This is a genomic window from Daejeonella sp. (genome assembly GCF_030684675.1).
GTDB lineage: Bacteria > Bacteroidota > Bacteroidia > Sphingobacteriales > Sphingobacteriaceae > Daejeonella.
Window position 1 is genome coordinate 37,769 of sequence record NZ_JAUXXZ010000019.1, and the last position, 21,115, is coordinate 58,883.

Genomic DNA, 21,115 nt, shown 5'->3' on the forward strand with positions numbered 1-21,115 from the left:
AAATGAGCAAAATTATCGCATTAGCAAATCAAAAAGGGGGCGTTGGAAAAACTACTTCTGCCATAAATCTTGCAGCGAGCTTAGCTGTACTTGAATACCGCACTCTTTTGGTTGATGCAGATCCGCAGGCAAATTCAACATCAGGAATAGGTTTTGACCCACGTACAATTAAGGCCAGTATATACGAGTGTATAATTAACGAGATAGACCCTTTGGAAGCTATTCAAAATACAGACACTCCTAACCTTGATCTTCTTCCTGCCCATATTGATCTGGTAGGTGCTGAGATTGAGATGATCAATTTAACGAGCAGGGAATATAAAATGAAAGCGGTTCTGGATAAGATCCGTGATAATTATGATTTCATTATCATTGACTGTTCCCCCTCTTTGGGTTTGATCACAATCAATGCTCTTACGGCAGCAGATTCAGTAATTATTCCTGTTCAATGTGAGTACTTTGCATTGGAAGGTCTGGGTAAATTACTGAACACGATAAAAATTGTTCAGAGTCGGTTAAATCCGAATCTTCAGATCGAAGGTATATTGCTGACTATGTATGATGTCAGACTGAGACTGTCAAATCAGGTTGTTGAAGAAGTGAAGACCCATTTTCAGGACCTTGTTTTTGATACGATCATTCAACGTAATACCCGGTTAAGTGAGGCTCCAAGTTATGGTATCTCGGTTATTATGCATGATGCAAATTGTAAAGGTGCAATCAATTACCTTAATTTAGCCCGGGAGATCATCCGTAAAAATGGACTGGTTTCAAATGAGGAGGCTGTAAAACAAGCTTTAGTATAATATGATCTACCAAAAGAAAACCGGATTAGGAAGGGGATTAAGAGCTCTTTTGGACGATTCGGATTTACCGGAAAATGATAGACAACAGGTAAGTAATGAAAGCTCCTCACTGGGGTCTATCAGCTCCGTAAAGATCAGTCAGGTTCAGGTTAATCCATTTCAGCCCCGTACTGATTTTGATCCTGAAGCACTCCATGAACTCGCGGAGTCGATCAAACTGCAAGGCTTGATTCAACCAATCACTGTCAGACAGTCGGGGCAGAATTCTTATCAGCTTATTTCGGGTGAACGTAGGTTGCGGGCATCCAAACTTGCAGGCTTGACTGAGATTCCGGCCTATGTTCGTACAGCAAATGACCAGCAAATGCTGGAAATGGCGTTGATCGAAAATATTCAGCGTGAAAATCTGAATGCAATAGAAGTAGCCCTTAGCTTTCAGCGGATGATTGATGAATGTAATTTGAAGCAGGAGCAGCTTGGTGAACGTGTAAGCAAGAACCGCTCTACTGTAACCAATTACCTTCGTTTGCTAAAACTTCCTCCTGCTATTCAGGCTTCTATTCGTGATAAAGAGATCTCTATGGGGCATGCACGTGCTCTGATTTCGGTAGAGGATGTCGACAAACAACTTTATCTTTTTCAGGAGATAATTAATCGCGGACTTTCGGTGCGGAAGGTGGAAGAATTGGTCAGGCAGATACAGAACATCGGAAAAGGAAAAAAATCTGTAAAAGCATCCGCAATGTCTTTTCAATACATGAAGATTCAGGATGATCTTGCCTCTAAGTTTAGCACTAATGTTAAGTTAAAGCTGGATGAAAAAGGTAAGGGCTCTATTGAAATCGGGTTCATGTCTGATGATGATCTGAATCGTATTCTGGAAATGTTAGACTGGTAATGAAATTGAAAATCCTATTGGGTTTCATCTTTATGTGTTTTTTAACGCAAACAGATGCGCTTTCTCAGGTTACAGGGATTCCTCCTGCTAAATCAGACAGTAGTAAAATACAAGTTAAGAAAGAGCCTGTTCTAAAAGATTCTGCCCGTCTTGCTATCGAAGCAATGCCGCGTCGCGCAGCAATGAGATCATTAATGCTGCCGGGCCTTGGACAGATTTACAACAAGCGCTGGTGGAAAGTTCCCTTGGTTTATGGTGGTTTTATAGGAATTGGCCTCGTTTTTGAGTTTAATCATCGCAACTATAAAGTATTTCTGAAGGAAGCCCAGTTTCGTGAACTGAATCCCGAAAAAACAGAAAATCCACTATACTCGGGATATACAAATGAGGGAATTATTCAGATTAAGGATGCTTACAGGCGTGATCGGGATCTTTCAGTGTTAGCCGGACTTGGATTTTATGCGATTACAATCATTGATGCTTATGTTGATGCAAAGTTCTTCAGGTTTGATATTTCTGATGAATTGTCATTGAAAGTACAGCCATCTGTAGGTCAGGTGCCTGTTCACGCTTCCGCTTTTTCTCCAGCAATTGGGCTAAAACTGAAGTTGAGTTTATGAACATGTATATTTAATTTTTAATAGATGAAGATAGCTATTCTTGGATATGGTAAAATGGGCCGTATCATTGAACAATTTGCAATTGAAAGGGGCCATGAAGTTGTTCTGAAAGTTAATGTTGATAATTTGGAGGACTTGAGCATACCCAATTTAGAAAAGGCAGATGTAGCCATAGATTTTAGTACTCCTGATTCTGCCCTGAGCAATATCGAGATTTGCTTTGCAGCACATGTTCCGATTGTGGTGGGTACTACAGGATGGTATGGCCATTTACAGGAAGTAAAGAATAAATGTGAGGAGAGTAACAATACACTTTTATACGCATCTAATTTTAGTATTGGAGTGAATGTATTCTTTTTTGTAAATAAAGTGCTTGCTAAGATCATGAACAGGTATCCGCAATACGAAGTTCAGGTTGAAGAGATTCATCATACACAAAAGCTCGATTCACCAAGTGGTACAGCGATGACCATTGCAGAAGGTATTATTTCTGAATTGGGACGCAAGAATGAGTGGGCGAATGAGTTGATAGGTTCGGGTGAAGAATTGATACCTAAGCCTGATCAGTTACTGATCGAATCACATCGTATTGAGGATGTTCCGGGCACTCATACGGTCATTTATAGTTCGGAAGTAGATGATATTGAATTTAAGCATAAGGCGCATAACCGTGCAGGTTTTGCCCTTGGAGCTGTGATGGCAGCAGAGTGGCTTGAAGACAAAACCGGATTTTTTAATATCGCAGATATGTTTGATTTTAGCATTTAAATTGATTACAATAGAACATGAGTTTAACGAATAAGGGTAAATCGAAGGATAAGAAAGTACGGGCCAAGAAGAGTGCCGGCAGAGAGTGGTTTGATGCGATTCTGTTTGCTGTAGTGGCTGCTACGCTGATCAGGGGACTTTTTATTGAGGCCTATGTTATTCCAACGGGTTCTATGGAGAAAACATTGCTTGTCGGAGATTATCTTTTCGTGAGTAAAGTGAATTATGGAGCAAGGATGCCCATCACACCGGTATCTTTCCCTTTTGCTCATCACACCATGCCAATAACCGGAACAAAGGCTTATTGGGAGGGCATAAAATGGGATTACCGACGCCTGCCAGGGCTTGGTGAGGTTAAAAGGAATGATGTTGTTGTTTTTAACTTTCCGATGGATGCAGATGCTCCACTGTCACGGCCGGTAGATAAACGCGAGAACTACATTAAGCGTTGCCTGGCTATAGGCGGGGATACAATACAGATCAAAGATGCCCGGGTGTTTCTGAACAATAGGCCTGCAGAAGTCCCAGTCTTCGGTGAAAAATATTATTATGTAAAATCTGATGGGACTGATTTTAACCCTCAGGCGATAGAAGATCTGAATATTGAAGCACAGCGCTCATCTGCAGATGAGTATATTTTTAACATGACTGCGGCCGATGCTGAAATTATTAAGGGCTGGGCAAATGTAAAGAGTGTGAACCCTTACATCCGGCCATTGAACGAATTTGATTCTCAGATATTTCCGCATAATCCTTCAATTAAATGGAATGCCGACAATTTCGGGCCACTGATCGTGCCAAAACAAGGATGGACCGTGAAACTGGATAGCAGCAATTATTCAGTTTACGAACGTGCAATTTCAGTTTATGAAGGAAATACGATTGAAAGAGTTGGAAATGACATCTTAATCAATGGGAAAAAGACAAATAGCTATACTTTTAAAATGAATTATTACTGGATGATGGGCGACAACAGGGACAATTCTCTGGATTCACGTTATTGGGGATTTGTACCTGATGACCACATCGTGGGTAAGGCTTTATTCGTATGGATGAGCTGGAACACAAAAGGTACTTTCTTCGATAAAGTACGCTGGAGCAGATTACTTGGAGGGATTAATTAGAATCTAAAATCTTTTAACAAAAAAGGGGGGCTGCGATTAATCGCAGCCCCCCTTTTTTGTTAGCTGTGCTGTCATCCCGAAAGCTGCCCTTCAGCAGCTGAGGGAACTCCGCTATTATAGATCAAATTTTGTTTCATGAGCACAAAGTTCCTTCACTTCGTTCAGGATGACAGGTGGAAAGCGCCAAAAGCTTATAGCTCAAAATTAAATTTTACTCAACCTTATACCGGTAAATAAACCTTGAGAGATTCCCATCAATATCAGTGCCCTCTACGATTGCTTTATAGGTGCCTTTATTGTCTCCATTGTAAAATTCAACAGGCATGTTTCCAGCCTTGTCTGTAAAGATTCTTGGGTTCCAGTAGACAGTGCTGCGAAGGTCAGATCCTGTGGTGCGGCTTTCAGGGCTTAGGTATTTAGGTGAATAGAACTCCCTCTTTTTAATATATCCCTGAGGGTTGAAAGTTAACACGTTATTCTGCGGGAATAATTTTTTCAGGTCTTCAGCACTTACTGGTTTACCAGTGGGTGTGATTTTCGAGTTAATAACCAATACACCATTTGTATTATACATACGGTTAACCATACCCAACTCGTCCTTCAGAAAGACCTCAATATTGTCAACGTCGGCTGGATTGATATTGTTCAGATAGTTAGCGTCAACAGGCATTCCATTATAAAAAATCTGTACCGGCACCCTAAGACCGGAGTTATAGACCCTGGTCACATAAAAATTATTGTCATTAAAAGTAAGTCCCGTTGCTGCTGTTTGCAGACAGGTAAGTAAGATCGGACAACCCTTAAATCGTTCGCTATCAATCAAATGATCCGGCTGGGAGCCGAGACCTGAAAGAGCAGGGTGATCCATATGGCTAGCCCTTTTTATTGCTGTAGCCTTAACTACGACCTCCTGTAGCATTTGGGTTGCCAGAAAGTATTGTCTTTTACTATTATCGAGGTATGTAGCCAAAGCACTGTCAATATTAAGTTCTTCATCCGGAACATTGACATTTTTGCTGATTGTCGGGAAAGCTGTACCATTCAGCATGATCATCATGTTCCGGGCTGCAGTTGAACTTCTTGCACTGATTGTGGCTTCTGCTGAATCAGTAATTACTACTTTTTCAAATTTGAACTCCCCTTTCAGGTTGGTTGTGGTTTCGGCATAGAACTTACTTTCAGGAACTACCAGTTTCAAACTACCCTTGGAGACCGGCATACCGTTCGAAGTACGCAACATTCCCGCAAATTCAATTCCCTGCTCAGGAAGTAAACTAATTACAGGCTCACGGCCTTTGATGATATCTTCATATGAGAATTTGCGGTATCCCTGGGTAAGCATCAGCAAATCAAGATCTGCGAGCTTTTTTTCATTGGTCTGATTGAAATAGTAATTAGGCTTTTCAATGTATCCTCTTAATTCTGAGGAAATCAGAAAGGAACTCAGAATAGTTGTTTCTTCATCTTCAGGATGCGGAACTTTGGATTCATTGATAACTGATAGAGAAAAATTTCCTTCAACAGGAGCATTTCTTGTTTTAGCACTGATGTTCATTTTTACCGGCTGTCTTGAGCCATAAACTTTTTTATCGGTATTTATGCTCAGGCTTGAAACATCTGTTTGATTGACAAATACCAGGCGCTCGGTTAATGGCTCGCCTTTATTTGTGAACAGGGTAATCTGTACAATTCCGGTTGGAAACTTGTTTTTTGCTATAGAGGCCCCAATGTTTATAGTAGCTAAATTGGTCTGTGCCGCAAAGCAGATTACACCCTTACTTCTGGCTATCAGGTAGAAGTTCTTATCCCGGTTTTGAGCAAAAAAGACAGGACTACTCGACAGTTGCAAAATTATATTTGCAGGTGTGGAGTTAACAACAGATATTGTAATTCCGGATGCTTTAGCCTGAGGCATGGGAATAGTTTTCTTTATTCCGTTTGAAAAACTGAGGTTGGCTTTATAAGTTTTACCACTTTCATGCAAAAGTGTAAATGATCCCATACCCTGATGTTGTGACTGTAGGCTGCTGACTACTTTTCCAGTATTATCTACAATCTCTCCTTTAACGTCAATTCCAAGTCCTTTTTCCTGAACGGCTTTGAATGCCACCTTGCTGCTTACATTTTCAATTAAATCTCCTCCTTCCGGAAAAAATTGAAAATCGGCTTCGGAAAATGAATTTTTTAAGGGGAATTGCGAAGTAAGCAGTTTGCCAGTTTCTGCTTCAAGAACCGTTTCAAGGATTCCGGTATCCAAAGCAGCTTTCTGACCTGCACTTAATTTTAAAGAAACCGCTCCCTCCGCATTGGTTGTTTCCCTGCCCCGGGCAATGGTTTCAAATTTGGAAATCAGACTCCAGGTCATCTTTTTATTCGCAAATGGCTTTCCTTCGGAGTCTTTATATATAATGTTGGCTGTAATAATCGGTGAACTGTCCGGATTCTGGCCACTGAGTGAAATATTAGTAATGATATTCCTGTTAATTGCATTTCCAACTTTAATATTTTTAGAAAAGAAATATTCATCACTGAAATTCAACATCCAATAGGTATATGCTCTGATTCTATAATTGCTTGATTTGTAGACTGATGGGTCAAGGGTGATACTGCCGTATGCTGAAGTATTAACCACCGGCAGCTTCATAGATCTGACCAGGGTGTCATTTTCTGAAATAATATCCACATACAAAACTTTACTCAGGTCGGAGGGTAAATCCTGACCGGTAGCAACATAAGCCTTAAACCAGATGGTATCTCCGACAGCATAATAGGGTTTGTCGAAATGCAGATAAACTTTTTCTGAAGGATAATCCTCAATCAGCTTTTGGGATCGGTCTACTATAGTCTTTAAACTTATCGTGTCCTGTGCGAACAGTTGACCGGCCTGCAAAAGAAACAACAGAGCAATAATTAATGAACGGTAAACTTTCATCTTGAATTGAATCATATATGCGAATATAGATTAAATGAACTTTTTAACCACACATCCCTGAATGTTTAACATATTTTAATGATTGGAAGGCTTGAAAATAAAAATTCGGGCAATGATCAGCTGAGCCTATTGATTCCCAATTTATCTGCAAGACCGTTCAGGTCATTGCACACCTCATCAATAAGAGGAATACCATTGTTTTGCCGCTCTTTTTCTGCTATTAACTCAGGTTCACCGGGTATAATCACTTTCTGGTCTTCTCTGATTGGTTTTGCTGAGCTGAAACGTTCTATCCAATTGTCAAGATGAGTTTTGAATTCCTCAACCGGTCTGAAGCCATCAACGCGCATGGCACCTAAAAAATGGCCTAAGCCCAAACCAACCAGATTGTCTGATGGTTCCATGAATGCGACAAAAGGAGGTGCCCATGGACCGTAATTGGCACCTGAGAGCACTGCAGAGAGAATATCTACCGTTGCGCTTAGTCCAAAGCCTTTATGACTACCGTGCTCCCTGTCGCTTCCAAGGGGCAGCAGAGAGCCTCCTTTTTTTAATTCATGTGGATCTATTGACGACTGTCCGTTTGCATCCTGAATCCAGCCCTCAGGAACAGCTTTGCCAGTACGCTGTGCAATTTCCAGTTTACCATTGGCTGCGGCTGAGGTTGCCATATCCACAATGACAGGGGGATATTTTCCGGCAGGGAAAGCATAGCACATCGGGTTAGTCCCCAGCATTCGTTCATTGGCAAAGGTTGGTGCTACCAGCGGACTTGCATTTGTCATCGCAAATCCAATCATATCTTTTTCAACAGCCATCATGGTATGATAGGCTGCAATTCCAAAATGATTGGAATTTCTGACAGATACCCAGCCGGATCCATATTTCTCAGCTTTGTCAATAGCCACTTTCATCGCAAAAGGAGCTACAATGAGACCCAGGCCTGCATCCCCGTCAATAGTGGCTGTAGTTGGAGTTTCGTGGACTATTTTAATATCAGGTATGGGATTAATCCGTGCTTTTTCCCATAAGCGGACATAGCCGGTTAGCCTGGCCACGCCATGTGAGTCGATACCGCGAAGGTCTGCTTTGATGAGTACGTCAGCGGCCAGGTCTGCATGTTCTGAAGAACAGCCCATTTTCAGGAAAATGGATTTTGTGAAATCCCGCAGCTTACTTTCGGTAAAGGTATGATAGGCCATGTATCTAATCTACTCTTCTAATATCGTAAATTTCAGATCAAGAGGTTTGAAGTTCTCGATAAGGGCTCTTATAAAACCTTTACCATACTTCACATAGAACAAACCAAAGTTTTCAGACCGTTCCTGCAATCTGCCATTTGGAAAAAGCTTTGATTTGATTACATCGATCTGGGAAAGGGCATCGCCAAAATTTCTTTTCTCAGCTTTAATCAGTTTAGCTTCAAGATTTTTAACAGCCTTCTGTAATCTTGACTTAACAGCCTCAGAACTTGGTCCCAGACTTGGGTCGATCTTATAAGTACGCAATTTTATCTTTTCAAAAATAGAACTGAGCTCCTGCCATTCATCATGTAAATCAAGGCTGTGCTCAGTATGGCTGAATACCCATTCTTTTTTAAGTACTTCAGAATTTTTAAAAATATCCTTTATGTTAAGATCCAACCTGTTTAGTTTCGTTTCCAGATTCAGGGAAGCGAATATTGCAGAATTTCGAAGAAGTAAAATGGGGAAGTCAACTCCGTAAAAGTCGAAATTTTGTTTTAGCTGCAGCCAGTAAATAATTTCTGCACCTCCACCAATATAGGCCAGGTTTGGAAGAATCACTTCTTCATAAAGCGGGCGCATCACAACATTCGGACTAAAGCGTTCCGGATTATCCTTAATCTCCGTTAACAGTTCTTCTTTGCTGAAACTAATCTCCGTATTTAATACCCTGTAAAGATCTTCTTCAAATACAATGCGTTCCCTCAAACCATCCAGCAAGTAGAAAAAATTGATCTCTCTCGGATTTACCTGCGCTTCAATACCTTTTTTTGCCAGTTTTTCATTGGTATCAGTGATGGTTCTGAAGCTATGTTGTCCGGTGATATCCTTTGCAATTATTTCTGAAAATTCCCTCTTTAACCTTCTGTCATCTGCATCCAGAATTACCAATCCGTACTCTTCAAAAAGGGAATTGACCAGTTGCCTGCTTGCATCAGCAAGATTTTTACTGCCGGTATATGCAGAGCTAATCAATTTACCCAATTCATCAGCATTTTCTGAAATACCCAGAACTGCGAGATATTCCAGAACTGCTTTTTCTATACCTTTGGTGACTAATCTGCCGGTGGCCCCTGCAACATCCAGTTCCCAGCTGATTTTCTTTCCCGAGATATAGGTATGATTGATTTCCGCAAAATCATGATCTTCTGTAGCCATCCAATATACAGGTACAAAATTTTTATCCGGAAAGTTGGATTTTAAATCCTTTGCCAGATTGATGGCAGTGACGATTTTAAAAATGAAATATAAGGGACCTGTAAAAATATTTAGCTGATGGCCTGTACAAACAGTAAAAGTGTTCTTTTGAAGCAGTAGGCTGATGTTTGAACTTACCTGCTCATTACAGGGCTGTGGTAATTTAGAATATTGCTCCCTTAAAACTTCAACCAGAATTTCTCTGTTCGAATTGTTTTTTTTCGAGGCCAATAACTCGTTGAATCCCTGAAGGTTAGGGTTATGTGATTGGAAGGAATTTAATTCCACTTCATTGTTCAGATAGCGGATCAGGCCTTCTGAAAAGCTTCTGGTTTCACTGTAATCAATATAAGTTGCCTTCATCTGAAACGAAATTAGGGGAAATTAATCAATTCCACTTTACTGATCTAAATTTTGACAATCTGACCATACAGATCGAAATCTTCGGCACGGTCAATCTTCACCTGAACAAAGCTTCCGGAAGTGGCATAGCTAATTCTGGTATCAATTAAAACCTCATTATCTACTTCCGGTGAATCATATTCGGTTCTTCCTGTTAAATAATTGCCCTCTTTTTTATCGATCAGCACTTTGTAAGTATGACCAACTTTATCCTGATTGATATCGAATGAAATTTCTTGTTGAATACCCATGATTGTTTCCACACGTTCCTGCTTTAATTCCTCAGGAACATCATCAATAAGTTCGTAGGCGTGAGTTTTTTCTTCATGCGAATAGGTGAAACATCCTAAGCGGTCGAAGCGGGTTTCAGTAACCCAGTCTCTCATTTCTTCAAAGTCTTTTTCCGTTTCTCCGGGATAACCGCAAATCAGGGTTGTACGTAAGGCGATATCAGGCACCTTATCACGAATGGAATTAACAAGATCTATTGTTTTTTGCCTTGTAATTCCACGGCGCATTGAGCTTAGCATCGAATCGCTGATGTGCTGAAGAGGCATATCCAGGTAATTGCAGATATTGGAACGTTCGTTCATCACATCCAGAATATCCATCGGGAAACCTGAAGGATAGGCATATTGAAGTCTGATCCATTCAATTCCATCAACATCCGATAGATTGCGGAGCAGGTCAGCAAGATTTCGCTTGCTATAAAGGTCAAGACCGTAATAGGTAAGATCCTGAGCAATTAAGATCAGCTCTTTGGTGCCATTCTTCGCCAGGAATTTGGCTTCCTTTACTAAATCTTCAATAGGTTTGGAAACATGTTTTCCCCTCATTAGTGGAATTGCACAAAAGGAGCAGGGCCTGTTACACCCTTCGGCTATTTTAAAATAGGCAAAATGTGATGGGGTAGTCAGCAGGCGTTCTCCTAAAAGTTCATGCTTGTAATCTGCGCCTACTGAACTCAAAAGTTTTTGAAGGTCGTTTGTCCCGAAATAGGAGTCCACATTTTTAATTTCGGCTTCAAGCTCCGGTTTGTATCGCTCAGAAAGACATCCGGTTACGATAAGCTTAGAGATTTTTCCTTGTTCTTTTAACTCGCTGTATTGCAGAATGGTATCAATCGATTCCTGTTTCGCATTATCAATAAAGCCGCAGGTATTGATCACGATGATGTCATCCTGACGAAGTGAATCTGCTTCGTGAACAACATCCATCTGATTGCCCCTTAACTGGCCCATCAGAACTTCAGAATCATGAATATTTTTTGAACAACCCAGTGTTATGACATTGACCCTTGGCTTTACCTGGGCTGGTTTTGTACTGATTTTAGTCTTCATTATTTGCTTCTCTGATTATTTAAAAAGGGAGTCGACAAACTCTTTCTTATTAAATAATTGCAGATGATCTATTCCTTCACCCACACCGATGTATTTCACCGGAATTTTAAACTGATCGGAGATCCCGATCACGACTCCGCCTTTTGCTGTGCCGTCTAATTTAGTTAGTGCCAATGCGTTCACTTCAGTTGCCTGGGTAAACTGCTTGCATTGTTCAATTGCATTTTGTCCGGTGGATGCGTCGAGTACCAGAAGTATCTCATGAGGAGCTCCCGGTACAATTTTTTGCATCACCTGTTTGATCTTGGTTAGCTCATTCATCAGAGCCACTTTATTATGCAGGCGACCGGCTGTATCAATAATTGCTACATCATCACCATTGGCAACTGCTGATTGCAGGGTATCAAATGCGACAGCTGCGGGGTCTGAACCCATTGGCTGAGCCACGATCCGTACATTTACCCGTTCTGCCCAGAGTTTTAGCTGATCTACAGCCGCAGCCCTGAAAGTATCTGCCGCACCCAAAACTACTTTGTTCCCTGCTATTTTCAATTTATGAGCCAGCTTACCAATAGTTGTTGTCTTGCCAACACCATTTACCCCGACAACCATGATTACATAGGGCTTATGATCACCGTATTCAAAATTTCTGAAATCGTTGCTGTTGTTCTCTGATAAAAGGCTTTGGATTTCAGAACGTAAAAGTTCATTCAGTTCGGAGGTATTGATGTATTTATCGCGGGCCACGCGAGCCTGGATCCGATCAATGATCTTTAAGGTAGTTTGAACACCCACATCCGAGTTAACCAGAATTTCTTCAAGTTCATCGAGCACATCATCGTCAACGGTCGATTTCCCGACAACAGCCTTAGTAATCTTCGTGAAAAGGCCTTCCTTTGTCTTCTCCAGGCTCTTGTCCAGTTCTACCTGTTCCTGTATGTTACTTTCTTTCTTCTTGAAAAAATCAAATAATCCCATGATGCCAAATTTAAGAAATCTGCCGGGGCGGATAACAATGATATAATGAAAAAAGCCACCCGACGATTATACGCGGGCGGCTTCTGTTAATACAATGTGAAGATTACTTAGAGGTATTAATTCCTGCAATAGCGTCTTTCACGTGATCGTTATGAACGATAATTTCTTTGAATGAGTAAGCACCGGTTTTTGGTGATTTATTCATTGTGATAACTTTTGAATATTCTTTACCAGCACCTGTTTTCAGGGTTGCAACTACTTTCTTTGCCATTTCTGTATGTTATTTGAGTTGTAGGTTGTAGGTTTTAAGTTGTAGGTTTTAAGTTTTTCAATACAATACTTATAAATACAACTTATAACTTATTACTTAATTTCTTTATGAACAGTTACTTTTCTTAGAACAGGATTGAATTTCTTCAGTTCTAAACGCTCTGTAGTGTTCTTTTTATTCTTGGTGGTTACGTAACGAGACATTCCAGCCATGCCACTTTCCTTATGCTCGGTACATTCTAAAATAACCTGAACTCTGTTGCCTTTCTTAGCCATTATCTTAAATTTTATTTGTAAGTTTTAGGTTTTAAGTTCTAAGTTTTCAGTAGTATTAATTACTTATTACTTATAACTTAATACTTATAACTCTTATATATATCCTTTTTTAAGGAATTTGTTAATTACAGCAGTGATGCCATTTTTACTGATGGTTTTGATCGCTGAAGTAGAAACTTTCAACGTGATCCATCTGTCTTCTTCTGGGATGTAAAACTTTTTTACATGCAGGTTAGGATAAAATTTACGTTTGGTTTTTACGTTTGAGTTAGAAACGTTGAAACCGTTCATCGCCATTTTTCCTGTTAAATCACAAATTCTCGACATGACTATAAGTGTATCTATTATTTAAATTCAAATCTTTAAAGAGTTTGCAAATATCGGGAGAAAAAATCAGATACGCAATACTTTATCAATAAATTTAGACATTCCTTTTAAAAGCATCCTGGCGACCGACATTAATGTAATTTTTTTGCATCTATATTAGGCTAACAGGTCTGAATATGATATAATTGTACTCTGATATTTAATTTACCGAACAACAATAAAAAAATGAATCTTCGTATTAATTCCTTTGACGATTACAAACGCGTTTATGGCTACAGTGTAGCAGAACCAGAGAATTTCTGGGCTGAGGTGGCCGATACCTTTTACTGGCAGAAAAAATGGGATAGAGTTCTGGATTGGAACTTTACAGAGCCCAATGTGAAATGGTTTAGTGGTGCGAAGTTAAACATAACGGAGAATTGCCTTGATCGTCATCTTGAGAATAGTGCTGATAAAATAGCGATGCTTTGGGAACCGAATGATCCTGAAGAACATTACAGATCATTTACCTATAAAGAACTGCATTTTAAAGTTGTTCAGTTTGCAAATGCCCTGAAGAATAATGGTGCAAAAAAGGGCGACCGTATTTGCATTTACATGCCAATGGTTCCTGAACTTGCAATTGCAGTATTAGCTTGTGCACGTATTGGTGCAATTCACTCAGTAGTATTTGGAGGCTTTTCTGCTCAGTCGATTGCTGATCGTATCAACGATGCCCAATGTAACCTGGTTATAACTGCTGATGGGGGTTTTAGAGGAAATAAAGATATTCCGCTTAAAAATATCATTGATGATGCCATTGTACAGTGCACATCGGTTCAGAGAATAATCGTTTTAACCCGTACCCGTACTCCTGTATCCATGATCAAAGGACGTGATGTATGGTGGGAAGATGAGATTAAAAAAGTAGAAACTCAGGGTAATCCTGCATGTCCGGCTGAGCCGATGGATGCTGAAGATCCCTTGTTCATATTGTACACTTCAGGTTCAACAGGTAAACCTAAAGGTGTTGTTCATACCTGCGGTGGTTATATGGTTTATACCGGTTACACGTTCAGAACAGTATTCCAGTACCAGCCGGGTGAAGTCCATTTCTGTACAGCAGATATTGGCTGGATTACCGGTCACTCTTATATCGTTTACGGACCATTATCACAAGGGGCAACAACCCTGATGTTCGAAGGGGTACCAACCTGGCCTGATGCAGGACGTTTTTGGGATATAGTAGATAAATACAAAGTAAATATCCTTTACACAGCTCCAACTGCAATCCGCTCGCTGATGAGTTTCGGGGAAGAACCTTTAAAAGGGAAAGATCTGAGCTCACTGACCAAACTTGGTTCAGTAGGTGAGCCAATCAACGAGGAAGCATGGCATTGGTATAATGAAAAGATCGGAAAAGGAAAATGTCCGATTGTTGATACCTGGTGGCAAACCGAAAATAGTGGAATTATGATCTCAGCAATTGCAGGTATCACTCCAACAAAGCCGGGATATGCTACACTGCCTTTACCGGGAGTTCAGCCTTGCCTTGTTGATGAGCAGGGTGTTGAATTAACGGGTAATGATGTGAGTGGAAACCTGTGTATCAAATTCCCTTGGCCGGGTATTATCCGCACAACCTATGGAGATCATGAGCGTTGTCGTCTGACTTATTTCTCTACCTACAAGAATATGTATTTTACCGGTGACGGCTGTTTGAGAGATGAGGACGGATACTACCGCATTACCGGAAGGGTTGATGATGTTATCAATGTATCCGGTCACCGTATCGGTACCGCAGAGGTTGAAAATGCAATTAATATGCACGCAGACGTTGTAGAAAGCGCTGTTGTGGGTTATCCTCATGATATCAAAGGGCAGGGAATTTATGCTTATGTTATCCTTGGAACTTCTACACACGATCACGATCTGACCAGAAGGGATATCCTTCAAACTGTGGCCCGTATCATCGGCGCGATCGCTAAACCTGATAAGGTTCAGTTCGTTTCAGGTCTGCCGAAAACAAGATCAGGTAAGATCATGCGCAGAATCCTTAGAAAAATTGCTGAAGGTGAAACCTCAAACCTTGGAGATACTTCTACCCTTCTTGACCCTTCTGTTGTGGAAGAAATCAAGAATGGCGCTGCTAATATGTAGTTAAGGGCAACAGGTGGCTGGTGAGAACACCAACCACAGGAAACCAGGCGGTTCCTGCGGTACCCCTCCGGTTTTCCCTCTGGTTGGTGTTCTCACCATACCAGGTAGTCGGTGAAGTGATTGGTGATAACCCCAGCCAAAGGAGAACTTGGCACAGAAAATAATTTGGCTCCATTTTTGTTTAATCTGTTCATTACATAAACCCTAACCTATGGACAAGCTAGAATTAAAAGGAAAATGGACTGAGATGAAAGGTAAGGTCAAACAAGTATATGCTCATATGACTGATGATGATCTCAAATATGAAGAGGGTAAAGATGAAGAGCTTTACGGAAGGCTCCAGCAAAAAACAGGCAAGACACGTGAAGGCGTTATTGACTGGCTGAGAAGCTTATAATTTAAAGACGAGCCCCTGTTAAATCGGGGGCTTTTTTTTTACATAGTATTCCCTTTGGTTGGTATTCCCATCAACCAAACACCATCCCATGCAAGGAAAATTTCGTAATTTAGCCTCAATGAAAAAAACTAAACCAACCATACTTGTCGTAAACGACGACGGAATTACCGCTCCAGGAATAAAAGCTCTGATAGAAGTTATGCAGACTCTTGGGAATGTTGTAGTAGTCGCCCCTGACGGCCCTCAATCTGCCACAGGGCATGCTATTACAATAGCAAAGCCACTTAGACTTGATGGGGTGGAACTTTACGAGGGCGTGGAGATGTATAAATGCTCAGGCACACCGGTCGACTGCGTGAAACTCGCTGTAAATAAAGTGTTCAAAGGTAAGAAACCTGATCTCTGTGTCTCGGGTATAAATCATGGCCTGAATAATTCCATTAACGTATTATATTCTGGAACGATGTCCGCCGCTGTTGAAGGTGCTATTGAAAGTATTCCTTCTATCGGCTTTTCGCTCGATGATTTTGAGCTTAATGCCGATTTCAGTCACTGCAAAAAATATATTGAAATAATTACAAAGCAGGTCATGACGCACGGCCTTGGACTGGGGACATTGCTAAATGTGAATTTCCCTAAAGGTGATGCGATCAAAGGCATTAAGATCTGCCGCCAGGCCAATGCGAAATGGGCCGAAGAGTTTGACGAACGTCTTGATCCGCATAAAAGAAAATACTACTGGTTAACCGGTGTTTTTCAAAATAACGATCACGGTGAAGACACAGACGTATGGGCTCTGGAAAATGGATACGCATCAGTAGTTCCGGTGCAGTTTGACATGACCGCACATCATGCTATTCCGATTCTGAATACCTGGGATTTTTAATCAAAACTACCGTCTTTTATGATTTTTGTTGAAACGTTACCCTGTTCATGAAATATTACCTGATTGCCGGTGAAGCCTCGGGTGATCTTCATGGATCCAACCTGATGAAAGCGCTGAAGATCAAAGATCCCGAAGCCGAATTCAGGTACTTTGGCGGCGATCTGATGATGGCTGTATCTCCCGAATTAGCCATGCACTATTCAGAAATGGCTTTTATGGGCTTTGTTGAAGTGATTGCCAATTTGAATTCGATCTTCAAAAACATTAAAATAGCAAAGCAGGATATTCTTAGTTTTCAGCCTGATGTGGTCATTTTGATCGACTTTCCCGGCTTCAATATGAAGATTGCCGATTTTGCCAAGAACAAAGGATTCAAAGTCTTTTACTATATCTCACCAAAAGTTTGGGCATGGAATCAGAAGCGGGTTTTGAAGATTAAGAAATTTGTAGACAGAATGTTCTGTATCCTGCCTTTTGAGGTTGAATTCTATAAAAAATGGGGAATGGATGTCGATTATGTAGGTAATCCGATATTAGATGCAATAGCTTCCAATCCCCCTGATGAATTATTTAAGATTACCCATAATCTGGATGTCAGGCCAATTATTGCGCTCTTGCCGGGTAGCAGAAAGCAGGAACTTGAAAGGGTCTTGCCTGAAATGGTAAGAACAGCAGATCGTTTTCCTGAATATCAGTTTGTAATTGCCGGTGCACCCTCTTTTAGTGAAGAAGACTATTCAGCTTATCTGGAAGGTAGAAAAATCGCTGTCATTTTTAATACGACCTATAATCTGCTACTGAATTCAAACGCAGCCATAGTAACTTCCGGTACAGCAACTCTGGAAACAGCTCTCCTGAAAATCCCGCAGGTGGTTGTTTATAAAGGTAATCCGGTATCGATCGCAATCGCCCGCATGCTGGTTAAGATTAAATATATCTCCCTTGTCAATCTGGTTATGGATCAGACTATTGTTAAGGAATTGATCCAGGAGGAATGTACCAGTAAGATAATCGGGAATGAACTCGATCTGATCCTGAATGATCCGCTATATCGCACCGAAATGCTGATCAATTACGATGAACTGGCCATTCGTATGGGCGAGCCGGGGGCATCTGGCAGGGCAGCAGCACTCATGTTTGCCTACCTGAAGGCCTAATCAACCCATAACTTTCTTTCGTTCCGGTTCCCTAAAAAAAATATTTCCGAAGCACAACCAAAACACTCTTTTTTCAGTATGTACTATATTGATTAGATAGTAAAGGATAGAATAATCTTCTTAAATTAAATATTTATTTCCGGTGCTGTTCCGGCAATACGTTCATTGGTGTTTTTTTAATGGTTTAATATGTTTCGGAAGCTACTGTTGCTTTTCTTACTGTGCTTTGCTGCAGGTCGCGGTAATGCCCAGTTAGTTACAGAATGCCCACAGAACATCGGTTTTGAGAATGGTTCCTTTCAAAACTGGGATTGTTATATTGGTGAAATTTCCGGTACAGGTGATCGTTTCCCCGATGCGGTCAGGCCTCCGAGGGTATCTTTAAATTTTTCAGGCCCGGTTCCGGGACAGCACTCACTATTCAGAAAAGGCTCAGGCAGGGATACTTATGGAGAGTTCTCCCTTGACGCTCCCAATGGTAGTAATTATGTAGTTCAGTTAGGAAATGATCTGACTGGCAGGGGAGTAGACCGGATCAGCTATACGATCAATGTCCCGGTGAATGTAGAATCCTATTCGATCATATTCAGCTACGCGGTTGTGTTTCAGAATCCAGGGCATGAACCTGATGAACAGCCTAAATTTACTGCCCGGGTTTTTGACCCCATGTCGGATAGTTCAACCGATTGCGGATCTTTTGAATTTGTATCGTCGGGGGGCTTGCCCGGATTTGAGCCTTCAAAAAGGGATTCCAGGGTATTATATAAGGGTTGGGCACCGGTACTCGTTAATTTATCAAGCTATCTTGGTCGTACCATCCGCCTGGAGTTTACAGCCTACGACTGCTCCAGAGGTGGTCATTTTGGATATGCTTATATCGATTTTAATGAGAATTGTTCCATCCCGGTTACGGGTAATATAACCTGTCCCGAAACCAATTCGATTACACTTAAAGCACTTTCGGGTTTTTTTGGCTACCGCTGGTTTAATGCTGAGACGAAGGAAGATCTCGGTAAGAGCGATAGTCTGGTAATCTCTCCTGTACCTGCAGTGGGTACAAAAATAGGTATTGAACTTGTTCCGTATCCGGGACTGGGATGTACTCAAACTCTGTACACAGTAATAAATGGAATGGATATGAATATTCGTGATCCTGTCCCCCGATGTATCAGTGTTGACCTTACGGATATTTCATTAAAGGTGGGAAACAGTTCCGACCTGACTTATTCTTACTGGAGGAACAGTCAGGCAACTATACCATTGCCCAATCCGAGCAGGGTTGGAGTGAGTGGAGTGTATTATGTCAAAGGTATGAGTTCTTCGGGTTGCATCAGAATATTACCTACCCGTGTCACCATTGTACAGGTGCCCAGGGTTATCTTAAACCGGGTATTGCAGGCAGATTACCCCGAAACAATTGATTTGACAAAAGCATATACACCAGCACCTGATCTAACCTACAGCTATTGGATGGATAATGAAACCACAATTCCGCTCCGTGATCCGGATAGAATATTTAAAAGCGGGATCTATTATATTAAAAGTACCAGTAATGGTGGCTGTGTCAGTGTTACTCCTGCACCAGTAGAGATATTCGTGCCTGAAATGGCTATACCGAATATTTTTACTCCAAATGGCGATAAGGTTAACGATGAACTAACTGTATTGCTGAATGAAGAAATAAAAGTTAAAAGCTTCAGAATATTTAACCGCTGGGGGGATGTGGTTTTTACTACTCCGGATATCGAAAATTACTGGACCGGAATTAAGGAGAGTATTCAGGTTCCTACGGGAGTTTATTACTGGGTATTCGAAGGCATCCGAAATTCAAAGCCGTATTCACGATCCGGATATATTACCCTGGTAAGGTAAAAAAAGCCCTTTTCCTGAGTCTGAATTAGTTTCAGGTACAGAAAAAGGGCTTTTTGAAATTATTTTACGTTAAAATTGATCTGATGGTCGCCCCAGATCAAAGAAACAAGACCTGATTTTGCAATCTTAAAGGTCATGCGCTCAGTAAAACTTGCAGATTTAACCGGTTTTACGGTAAAACGCATTGCATCCTGTGCCTGATCGTATTCTGTACCCGACTGATTCCATGACTTGTTGATCATAACAGTCCATTGGTTCTCTCCTGGAATGGTGTAAAGACTGTATTTTCCTGCCGGAAGAGATTTTCCTTCAACTTTTACAGCTTTACTTACTTCAAAAACTGTAGCCTCATTGGCACCTGTACGCCAAACTTTGCCATAGGTAGCTATTTCTTTACCAATGGTACGACCTTTTACTCCCGGCTGACTGTAATCGATACTGATTTTTACACCTGCGCTTGTAGTTTCCGAAACTTTAGCCGCTGGGCTTGGCCTTTGAGCACATGCAGTGAATCCGCTGAAAAGGCCTGTCATTAATAATAGAACAAATAGTTTTTTCATGTTTATGGGTTTTTAACAAATATAGATAAGGTAGCTAGTAATAATGAAATTGAATAATATTATTACAAATGCAGAATATACTGTCTGAATTAGGATTTATAGGATTGTAAGATTATAGGATTAGATAGTGCTCAATTAACAATTATATAAACGGTTACCAAATAAGTATTTAGATCGATTCTGACGGAGGATGATTTAATCATACTAATCCTTTAATCCTCTAATCCTAACTCTATCATCCTATAATCCTCTAATCCTAATGCATTGACTTAATCTCGGTTAGTATGATTTTTATATCCGTAACGCCAATATTCTCTACATAATGTTTGGCACCCTGACCCGCCCAGGATGAAGCACCAGCTTTAACCTCCGAAATTTTGGGTTCTCCATTTTCAGTATAAACTTTGACTTTCCCACCTGAAACGACGTATGATGATCTTGGGGGATGAGTATGCCAAACATCCTTTTCGCCTGGCTTTACAGAATATTCCACAACCCTTACATGTTCATTTTCCATCAGCACTCTGGCCTGATTTGGAGAAGTTTGTACGATATCAATGTTAAGAGTATCTGATACTTTCTGAGTTGAGGCAACAGTGTCTTTTGTGTCGCCTTCCATTTTGCTTGAATCGTTTGTAGTGCCCTGATTACAAGCATATAAACCAGTCCCAAGCAACAATAAAATAATATGTCTTTTCATCTGAAAATAAATCGTTTTATGATAATTAATTTAAAAATCTCTTATGGTCTCGAGAAATCAAGTTAACAAATTTTCCTCCATCCGATAGCTATCCTATCGTGTGGACACATTTCTGTGTCGTTATGCTTAGGCATCCAGTATCCCCCGCCGGCGGGGGAATTAAAGGGGGTGGAACCTCCCCGTAGCCCCTCCAAAGGGGCACAGCATAGCGCCTAAATCCCT

Annotated in this window: 20 protein-coding genes; 10 read left to right on the forward strand and 10 right to left on the reverse strand. The window is 40.8% G+C overall.

Annotation, left to right across the window (positions count from 1 at the left end):
* Positions 1–2 precede the first annotated feature (2 nt).
* Genes Q8M41_RS03295 through lepB form a run of 5 tightly spaced genes read left to right on the forward strand, consistent with a single transcriptional unit; the run spans position 3 to position 4,216 of the window.
* Positions 3–806, forward strand: a complete 804-nt coding sequence (locus tag Q8M41_RS03295; protein WP_305363820.1) for a ParA family protein — start codon at positions 3–5, stop codon at positions 804–806.
* 1 nt (position 807) lies between these two features.
* A complete protein-coding gene (locus Q8M41_RS03300; protein WP_305363821.1) occupies positions 808–1,704 on the forward strand; it encodes a ParB/RepB/Spo0J family partition protein in 897 nt (298 codons plus the stop codon).
* Positions 1,704–2,324: a DUF5683 domain-containing protein gene (locus Q8M41_RS03305; RefSeq protein ID WP_305363822.1), complete on the forward strand. Its 621-nt coding sequence runs from the start codon at positions 1,704–1,706 to the stop codon at positions 2,322–2,324. Before Q8M41_RS03300 ends, Q8M41_RS03305 begins: the two co-directional genes overlap by 1 nt.
* Positions 2,325–2,348: 24 nt before the next feature.
* On the forward strand, positions 2,349–3,092 hold the full coding sequence (gene dapB / locus Q8M41_RS03310; RefSeq protein WP_305363823.1) for a 4-hydroxy-tetrahydrodipicolinate reductase: 744 nt from the start codon (positions 2,349–2,351) through the stop codon (positions 3,090–3,092).
* A 17-nt stretch (positions 3,093–3,109) separates the two neighbouring features.
* Complete coding sequence (gene lepB, locus Q8M41_RS03315; RefSeq protein ID WP_305363824.1) at positions 3,110–4,216, forward strand: signal peptidase I; 1,107 nt, start codon at positions 3,110–3,112, stop codon at positions 4,214–4,216.
* 211 nt (positions 4,217–4,427) lie between these two features.
* On the opposite strand, the gene Q8M41_RS03320 is transcribed toward lepB, so the two are convergent.
* The 8 genes from Q8M41_RS03320 to rpmB form a co-directional block, all read right to left on the reverse strand.
* Positions 4,428–7,163, reverse strand: a complete 2,736-nt coding sequence (locus Q8M41_RS03320; RefSeq protein ID WP_305363825.1) for a carboxypeptidase regulatory-like domain-containing protein — start codon at positions 7,161–7,163, stop codon at positions 4,428–4,430.
* Positions 7,164–7,264: 101 nt separating this feature from the next.
* Positions 7,265–8,350 carry an Ldh family oxidoreductase gene (locus tag Q8M41_RS03325; protein ID WP_305363826.1) on the reverse strand — a complete coding sequence of 362 codons (1,086 nt, stop codon included), beginning with the start codon at positions 8,348–8,350 and terminating at the stop codon, positions 7,265–7,267.
* 9 nt (positions 8,351–8,359) lie between these two features.
* Positions 8,360–9,952: a bacillithiol biosynthesis cysteine-adding enzyme BshC gene (gene bshC / locus Q8M41_RS03330; RefSeq protein ID WP_305363827.1), complete on the reverse strand. Its 1,593-nt coding sequence runs from the start codon at positions 9,950–9,952 to the stop codon at positions 8,360–8,362.
* Between the two features lie 44 nt (positions 9,953–9,996).
* The gene (rimO, locus tag Q8M41_RS03335) at positions 9,997–11,331 is read right to left on the reverse strand and encodes a 30S ribosomal protein S12 methylthiotransferase RimO (protein WP_305363828.1); all 1,335 of its coding nucleotides are present in this window, start codon (positions 11,329–11,331) and stop codon (positions 9,997–9,999) included.
* A gap of 15 nt (positions 11,332–11,346) precedes the next feature.
* Positions 11,347–12,309 (reverse strand): signal recognition particle-docking protein FtsY, encoded by a 963-nt coding sequence (gene ftsY, locus Q8M41_RS03340; RefSeq protein ID WP_305363829.1) that lies wholly within the window; start codon positions 12,307–12,309, stop codon positions 11,347–11,349.
* Between the two features lie 103 nt (positions 12,310–12,412).
* Complete coding sequence (locus Q8M41_RS03345; protein ID WP_090706320.1) at positions 12,413–12,580, reverse strand: DUF4295 domain-containing protein; 168 nt, start codon at positions 12,578–12,580, stop codon at positions 12,413–12,415.
* Between the two features lie 92 nt (positions 12,581–12,672).
* Positions 12,673–12,855, reverse strand: a complete 183-nt coding sequence (rpmG, locus tag Q8M41_RS03350) for a 50S ribosomal protein L33 (protein WP_079703649.1) — start codon at positions 12,853–12,855, stop codon at positions 12,673–12,675.
* 93 nt (positions 12,856–12,948) lie between these two features.
* Entirely contained in the window at positions 12,949–13,182 is a 234-nt protein-coding gene (gene rpmB / locus Q8M41_RS03355) for a 50S ribosomal protein L28 (protein WP_079703650.1), read from the reverse strand.
* A 225-nt stretch (positions 13,183–13,407) separates the two neighbouring features.
* Between rpmB and acs the strand changes: the two genes are divergently transcribed.
* The 5 genes from acs (at position 13,408) to Q8M41_RS03380 (ending at position 19,633) form a co-directional block, all read left to right on the forward strand.
* Complete coding sequence (gene acs / locus Q8M41_RS03360; RefSeq protein WP_305363830.1) at positions 13,408–15,321, forward strand: acetate--CoA ligase; 1,914 nt, start codon at positions 13,408–13,410, stop codon at positions 15,319–15,321.
* A gap of 211 nt (positions 15,322–15,532) precedes the next feature.
* Entirely contained in the window at positions 15,533–15,718 is a 186-nt protein-coding gene (locus tag Q8M41_RS03365; RefSeq protein ID WP_305363831.1) for a CsbD family protein, read from the forward strand.
* 118 nt (positions 15,719–15,836) lie between these two features.
* The gene (gene surE, locus Q8M41_RS03370; protein WP_305363832.1) at positions 15,837–16,604 is read left to right on the forward strand and encodes a 5'/3'-nucleotidase SurE; all 768 of its coding nucleotides are present in this window, start codon (positions 15,837–15,839) and stop codon (positions 16,602–16,604) included.
* Between the two features lie 47 nt (positions 16,605–16,651).
* Complete coding sequence (gene lpxB, locus Q8M41_RS03375; RefSeq protein ID WP_305363833.1) at positions 16,652–17,761, forward strand: lipid-A-disaccharide synthase; 1,110 nt, start codon at positions 16,652–16,654, stop codon at positions 17,759–17,761.
* Positions 17,762–17,950: 189 nt separating this feature from the next.
* Positions 17,951–19,633 carry a gliding motility-associated C-terminal domain-containing protein gene (locus Q8M41_RS03380; RefSeq protein WP_305363834.1) on the forward strand — a complete coding sequence of 561 codons (1,683 nt, stop codon included), beginning with the start codon at positions 17,951–17,953 and terminating at the stop codon, positions 19,631–19,633.
* 59 nt (positions 19,634–19,692) lie between these two features.
* Here Q8M41_RS03380 and Q8M41_RS03385 read toward each other — a convergent pair whose 3' ends face one another.
* Together Q8M41_RS03385 and Q8M41_RS03390 are read right to left on the reverse strand one after the other, a co-directional pair.
* Positions 19,693–20,193: a DUF2911 domain-containing protein gene (locus Q8M41_RS03385; RefSeq protein WP_305363835.1), complete on the reverse strand. Its 501-nt coding sequence runs from the start codon at positions 20,191–20,193 to the stop codon at positions 19,693–19,695.
* Positions 20,194–20,449: 256 nt separating this feature from the next.
* Positions 20,450–20,893: a hypothetical protein gene (locus tag Q8M41_RS03390; protein ID WP_305363836.1), complete on the reverse strand. Its 444-nt coding sequence runs from the start codon at positions 20,891–20,893 to the stop codon at positions 20,450–20,452.
* Positions 20,894–21,115 lie beyond the last annotated feature (222 nt).